Annotated in this window: 9 protein-coding genes and 1 pseudogene; 9 read left to right on the top strand and 1 reads right to left on the bottom strand. The window is 67.7% G+C overall.

Features of this window, described 5'->3' with window-relative positions; all coding sequences use genetic code 11:
• The 6 genes from ACFQVC_RS42270 to ACFQVC_RS42295 form a co-directional block, all read left to right on the top strand.
• Positions 1-209 (top strand): fatty acid desaturase family protein (locus tag ACFQVC_RS42270; protein ID WP_381842065.1); only part of this gene is annotated, 209 nt, incomplete at its 5' end.
• Between the two features lie 585 nt (positions 210-794).
• Positions 795-1,091 (top strand): hypothetical protein, encoded by a 297-nt coding sequence (locus ACFQVC_RS42275; protein WP_381842082.1) that lies wholly within the window; start codon positions 795-797, stop codon positions 1,089-1,091.
• A 9-nt stretch (positions 1,092-1,100) separates the two neighbouring features.
• On the top strand, positions 1,101-1,508 hold the full coding sequence (locus ACFQVC_RS42280) for an ANTAR domain-containing protein (protein WP_381842068.1): 408 nt from the start codon (positions 1,101-1,103) through the stop codon (positions 1,506-1,508).
• Positions 1,505-1,861, top strand: coding sequence for a PRC-barrel domain-containing protein (locus tag ACFQVC_RS42285; RefSeq protein ID WP_381842071.1), 357 nt, complete (start codon positions 1,505-1,507; stop codon positions 1,859-1,861). The genes ACFQVC_RS42280 and ACFQVC_RS42285 overlap by 4 nt, the downstream gene beginning before the upstream one ends.
• A gap of 163 nt (positions 1,862-2,024) precedes the next feature.
• On the top strand, positions 2,025-2,321 hold the full coding sequence (locus ACFQVC_RS42290; RefSeq protein ID WP_381842074.1) for an ANTAR domain-containing protein: 297 nt from the start codon (positions 2,025-2,027) through the stop codon (positions 2,319-2,321).
• A gap of 295 nt (positions 2,322-2,616) precedes the next feature.
• A complete protein-coding gene (locus ACFQVC_RS42295) occupies positions 2,617-3,390 on the top strand; it encodes a hypothetical protein (protein ID WP_381842076.1) in 774 nt (257 codons plus the stop codon).
• Between the two features lie 239 nt (positions 3,391-3,629).
• On the opposite strand, the gene ACFQVC_RS42300 is transcribed toward ACFQVC_RS42295, so the two are convergent.
• The gene (locus tag ACFQVC_RS42300) at positions 3,630-3,914 is read right to left on the bottom strand and encodes a hypothetical protein (RefSeq protein ID WP_381842085.1); all 285 of its coding nucleotides are present in this window, start codon (positions 3,912-3,914) and stop codon (positions 3,630-3,632) included.
• Here ACFQVC_RS42300 and ACFQVC_RS42305 point away from each other — a divergent pair.
• From ACFQVC_RS42305 to ACFQVC_RS42315, 3 genes and pseudogenes are all read left to right on the top strand, one after another.
• A pseudogene (locus ACFQVC_RS42305) lies at positions 3,892-3,972 on the top strand (hypothetical protein); the annotation flags it as partial. The gene ACFQVC_RS42300 and the pseudogene ACFQVC_RS42305 sit on opposite strands and share 23 nt — an antisense overlap.
• A gap of 36 nt (positions 3,973-4,008) precedes the next feature.
• Entirely contained in the window at positions 4,009-4,203 is a 195-nt protein-coding gene (locus ACFQVC_RS42310; protein WP_381842088.1) for a hypothetical protein, read from the top strand.
• 531 nt (positions 4,204-4,734) lie between these two features.
• Entirely contained in the window at positions 4,735-5,412 is a 678-nt protein-coding gene (locus tag ACFQVC_RS42315) for a glycoside hydrolase family 16 protein (RefSeq protein ID WP_381842079.1), read from the top strand.
• Positions 5,413-6,097 lie beyond the last annotated feature (685 nt).

Raw genomic sequence — 6,097 nt, forward strand, 5'->3', positions numbered from 1 at the left:
GGCTCTTCCACATCCTCAGCGGCAACCTCGGCCACCAGATCGAGCACCATGCCTTCCCCGACCTGCCCAGCAACCGCTACGCCCAGATCGCGCCCCGGGTGCGAGAACTCTGCGAGAAGTACGACATTCCCTACGTCACCGGCCCGCTGTGGCGGCAGTACGCCTCCACCTGGGGACGCATCCTGCGCTTCACCCTGCCGGTTCGTTGAGCCGGCCGCCGCGGTGGGAGCCGTTGCCATAGGGGCCGCCGCGGTGGGAGCCGTTGCGATAGGGGCCGCCGGGGTGGGAGCCGTTGCGATGGGAGGCAGCATCCGGTCCTCCCACCAGGACAGGCCCATCACCGTGCCGAGTAGGACGAAGGGGACGAGGAGGACCAGCGCGTACATGGGCATCGCCTGCTGTCGGGCCTGTGCGACGGGACGGGCGGCGGCTCATTGCCCGTACGGGGGCATGGAGACGGGGCCGGGCCGCGTGACGACGGCAAGGTGGCACGCGCGTGACGCGGCGAGGTTCCGGGGCCGATGCGTGGCGCCCTCCGGGGAGCGCGATGGCTGCTCGACGCTGCCAGGGGCCGGGGCGGCACGGCGGACACTAGCCGCCGGCGTTGTCCTTGGACAGGAGACAAGCGGCCATCTACGCCGGCCCCTGCGCTGTGACCTCGGAAGCTATCTACAACCTCCTGCCAGTACTACGCTGTTGGGTGAAGCCCCAGCCCCCGGCAGCGACCAACCTCCCCCAAGCTCGTGAGTCAGCTTGCGCAGGAGGTCCCTTCGCGCCGGGGAGGCCCCGCCGTGATGCTCTTGCTCGCCATCGTTGCCGTAGCCCTGTTCGGTCTGGGCTTTGTGAACTCCCTGTGGTGGGTTGCCGGGGCCGTGCTGGTCTTCGGGTACTTCCACTACGCCCGACGAGGACCGGACCGGCGCCCGCGACGCGGTGACGATTCCGCGTACGGGGAGTACGGAAAGCGTGGGGAGTACGGCGAGTACCGGGACTCCCGGGACCGTGAGGACCGCTGGGCGCGCCGTTACCGGCACCAGCGCCGCGGACGTTGGCTGCGCCAAGACCGCCGCGACCGCCAACACCATCACTAGGTGAGTGTCATGGACGAAACGGTCAGGACCGAGGAGGAGCAACGGGCCTCGAAGGCCGAGGCACTCTGGGGAGACGCGGCCCTCACGCCGGCCCTCGTCATACTCCGCACGGAGAACGACACGCTGCGCAGGGCGCTGGCCGGCCATGTGGTGATCGACCAGGCGCGCGGCATGGTGATGGCCCTGACGCCGTGTTCCCGCGCGGAGGCCAGGAGCCTGCTGGTGGATGTCTCACGCCAGTGCGACCTCAAGCTCCGCGAGGTCGCCGCGGCCTTCGTTGCCACCTCGGACGGGGTGGAGCTGCCCCGCCAACTGCACCTCGCACTGCGCAGGGTGCTAAGGCGACTGCACGCAACACAGCGCGATGACCCGCACAGCCGAGCATCGGGCGAGCCTCCTGAAAGGGGCAGAACATGATCCGCACCGCTGACATCCGCGAGTGGCGCGACCGCGCCGTCGTGGACACCGAGGGGCACAAGATCGGCGTACTCGAAGCGGTCTACGTGGACACCACCACCGACGAGCCCGCCATGGCCACCGTGCGGACCGGACTGCCGACCCGGCACCGGCTGCTCTTCGTGCCCCTCGACGAAGCCGTCGCCGGACCGGACCGGCTGAAGGTCCGGTACACCAAATCCCTGGTGCGCCAGGCTCCTTCGATCGGTACGGACGACGTTCTGCCCGCCGAACAAGAGGCAGCGATCTTCCAGCACTATGGCCTCTCTTACCAGCCCGGCTCCGCCGGCGAACGGCAACTTGCCCGCCGCTGACGGCCTGCGCCCGCATCTTCCCGTATCCGCCTATCCGTTCTGCCTGGCCGTTCTGCCCATCCGTCCATCTGCCCATCCGCGTGATGAAGGGCGCTCCATGTATCAGGCGACCACGGTTCCCGAGGCCCGTCGCATGCCCCCGGCCGCATCTGAAGCGGAGGAAGTGGATTCGTTGGCAGCCGAGGTCGTCGAACTGCGCGCCAAGAACGACCAGTTGAACCGGGCTCTGGCCAGCCGCACCGTGATCGACCAGGCATGCGGCATGGTGATGGTGCTCGCTCCGTGTTCCAGTCAGCGGGCCTGGGACCTGCTGGTGGACCTCTCGCAGCACTGCAACGTCAAACTCCGGACCGTGGCGGCCGCCCTGGTCGCCACCGCCGAGGACGAGGCGCTCCCGGAGCAGATGCAACGCGAGCTGCGCGGTGCGCTGCGGCGCCTGCACGCGGCCGTGCCACGGTGACCGTCCCACGAGGTCGGCAACAGCCTCCGGTGCGCGGGGCCGGAACGACGGTCTCAACGGGCGGCACCGGGAGCTGTGAACTCAACTCTCCGGTGCCTTCGTCCCGGCCGACCGTCGGACGCTTCCCTCGGGTAGCCCGCCTGATGCACCTCAAACACAGGCCGAGCGCCCTCGTCCAGCGGTCATGCGGATGCCGTATGAGACCTCCGCCGGACCGTTCCGTTTGGCGTCGACGGCCGCGGCTACCCGGCCGTGCACAGCCCGAAGTGCGGGTCCAGCCACCGGAAGGCATGCCATGTCCATCGGCTTCCTCGTCGCCCTGCTCGTGGTGGTGGTCCTCATCGCCGGACTGCTCGCCGCCAAGTTCCTCTCGAAGTTCCTCACGAAGTTCCTCGCGGGCGGGGGCGCGAGCGGACTGCGCCGTCGCTTCGGCCCGGAGTACGAGCGGACCGTGGCCCGGTACGACGGTGACACCGAAGCGGCCGAGAAGGACCTCGACGGCCGTATCCACCGCTACGGCGGGCTCAAGATCCAGCTGCTGACGATGGAGGCGTACCAGCAGTACGCGGCCGAATGGTCCTACGCCCAGGAGGAGTTCGTGGATGAACCCGCCAAGGCGGCCGCCCATGCCGACGGCATCCTCGGCGGGCTAGCCCAGGAGCGCGGCTTCCCGGCCCACCCGTACGAGGAGCAGCTCGCCGCGCTGTCGGTGCACCACCCGCGGCACGTCGAGAGCTACCGCCGGCTGCACGCGGCCGTCCACCGCACCGACAAAGACCAGCCCGGGACGGGGGAGACGGGGGAGACGGAGGATCTGCGCGACCTCTTCGTGCAGGCCCGCGCCTTCTACGACGACCTTGCCGGCGAGTCACCCGGGGACGCGGACACCCAGCACACCGACGACACCCCGCACACCGACGGGCCCGAGCGGCGCCCCTGGGGCACCCTGCGGCGCCGCGACGCCAGCCGAGGGAGCACACTCAACGCCGGCGTCCACGACCCCGGGCGGCCCACCCGGTCCCCAGACCGCCCGAATGCAGGGCAAGAAGGGCAAGCCCGACGAGCATGAGACTGGTCGGGCTGAAGACCGCCTCGGTCGACGTCTCGGTGACGTGAATGATGAAGGCGACGACGAAGAGCACAGCTGCTGCGAATGCGAGCATTTACCTACTCCTGCCAGGGGGAGCGATACGCCTCGACCCATCGGCGAGGTCTGTGTCGCTGTCGGCCGGGTTCCCCCGTTTCACACAGTCATTCGGGACGGCCCGGCGATGGCGGGATGTGAGCCGTCCGATACCGGGTGGTGCGTCAGTGCTCCAGGTGCATGACGTCCGCAAGGGAGATCGTGTACTCCCCGTCGGCCGACGACTGCGTGAGGTACTCACGGCCCGGCTCCATCCAGCCAGCCGTCACGGCTGCCTCGACGGCGCTCTCCTCGACGGCGGTCTCCTCGACGGCGGTCTCCTCGACGGCGGTCTCCTCGGCGGCCTTCGCCTCGGCGTTCAGGGCCTCGTCCCTGCCCATGTGTCCCCCGGCCGAGGCTGCGCCGACGGCCTGTGAGGCCTGGAGAGTGCTGCGGGAGCTGAAGCGCACGCCCGGAGCCTCCGCCTCCGAGCTCGCGCGCGCCGCAGTCCACACGCCACAGGCGTTCAGCCGCATCCTGCGCTCCCTGCAGGAGGAGGGGCTGGTGGAGCGTTCACCGGCCCGTGGCCGAGTGGTCGACAACCACCTCACAGCCAAGGGTCACGAGGTGCTGGACGAAACCTTCGCCCGGATCGAGGCGGACCTGGCCCCGGCCCTGAACAGGTTCGGCAAGACCAACGCCGAGGAGTTCCAGCGTCTGTCCCGCCTCCTCATCGCAGCCCTGGGGGATCCAGCCTGAGCCGGTTGTCCGGGGCGCGGCAGTGGTTACCTCCGGCGGGATCCACTGCCGCGAGGACGGAATAGTCGTCCTCAAGTTCTCCCGTCACCTTGCCGAGCAAGTCCGCACCGGCGAGGTGAGCCTCGACGGTGCCGGCGGCTGGGCCGCTGACACGGGAGTAGCTGGGCTGCGGGCCGCCCTCGCGGAGCAAGGCGTCCTCGGCGGCCAGGAGGGCACGGGCGGCGCCTTGAATCGACTCCTCTCGGGCGTGCCCGGCGGGTCCCCGCACCCTTCTCAGGGGCGATGTTCGGACAATCTCACGCGCCAGGCCGCCTTGCGTCGCCCGCAGCGCCTAGGGTTCCCCTCGTCCAAGATCATCCGATAATGCCGCCCCCGGTAGGCCAGGTAGGCCCGGTAGGCCAGGTAGGCCAGTTCGGGCCTCGCCATAGTTCGGAGCCGAGGCCGTGGCCCGCACGGCCCGGACCTATCAGGTGCGCCTCAAGATCGTGCGCCCAGCGGTGTTGAAGGGTCGAAGAACAGAAGGGAACCGCCATGTCCGAGTCCACAAGTCCGGCGAACACCAACCCTGACACGGCAGTCGATGAGACAGACTCGAAGTGGATCGATGAATTCGCCACCGACATGACCCACCTCAAGCCCATCTGGGAACCAGACAGCGTCCAGGCCGGTGGTGGCGAACTCAAACTGCTACTCATGCAACACTCTGGGGCGGCTGTCTCGTCCAAGCAGCCCCTTGGCCGTTTCGGACGGATCGACGTCAAAATGAAGGCGCCCCAACCCATGTCCGGCGTTCTCACTGCATTTCACGTGATCACCGATGGTGACAAGCATTCCGAAATCGCCTTCGAGCACGGGGGGACAAACGACAGCGCAATATGGATGAACTACCACGTCGATGGAGCGATTGAGGATCCGAAGGACAGAATTCCCCTGGGGTTCGAAGCAAGCGCCGGTTTCCACACCTACTCGGTCGCATGGACACCCACTCACCTGCAATGGATCGTCGACGACGTCGTCAAGCGCACGGTCCCCACGCCGGAAGGGTTCTCGAAGGACGGTTCCCCCTTCGTCTTCCGAGCCTCAATCGGGAATGCCGATGACTGGGAGAGTTCCGACACAGGAGTGAACCGAACGACCGACTGGTCAAAGGAGCCCTTCACCGCTCATTTCCAGTCGATCGCGTACACGCCACTCCCGTCGAGTTCGTAGCATCCATATGAGCTGCCTCTCTTGACCCGCTCGCAGACATAGGGGTCTGACCCCAGGCCCTTGGTGATGACCATGGGCCTGGGGCCACGTCCATCAACCACTGCTCGTCTTCCGCCGGCTGACCAACGGGAGACGAGCAGTGCCCCGATTCATGCGGAAGCCGGGCAGTGTTCTGCGCCGACGCAACCACGGGTGATCGTCGGCACGTTCAGCCCAAAACGGGCCCCGGGTGGGTGCCCTCCACGATGAGCACGAAATCCTTCATGAAGCGCCGCCTTGGTCCCTCGCTGGACGCTTTCGCCCGCCACTGTCATCAAGATCTCCAACCGCCTGTGCTTCGAGGTTGGGAGGCTAGCCCTCGACACTGACGATGAGTGTTGGCTCAGTGGCGTTCAGTAATGGGTGGTGTTGTGATCCGTGCCCAAGCCGACCCAACGTGCATTGCGGGCAAGCCCTGTTGTGGCTTGCGGGTCAGAGCAAGGCGCGCAGCACGCGCTCCCGCAGAGCCCCATCCGCAATGGTGTCCGCGTCGCGCCAGGCGGGAGTGTCTTGGTTCTTGGCTCTTCCAAGAATTTCGTAGGCGTCAGTTGAGCAGGATGAGCTGGCGTAGGAGGCGGTGTCCGGCTCGGCCGTAGAGCTGCCGTTTGATGAGTTTGACCTTCGTGTTGGCGCCTTCGGTGCGGCC

The organism is Streptomyces monticola, from assembly GCF_042665355.1.
Classification (GTDB): Bacteria; Actinomycetota; Actinomycetes; order Streptomycetales; family Streptomycetaceae; genus Streptomyces; species Streptomyces monticola.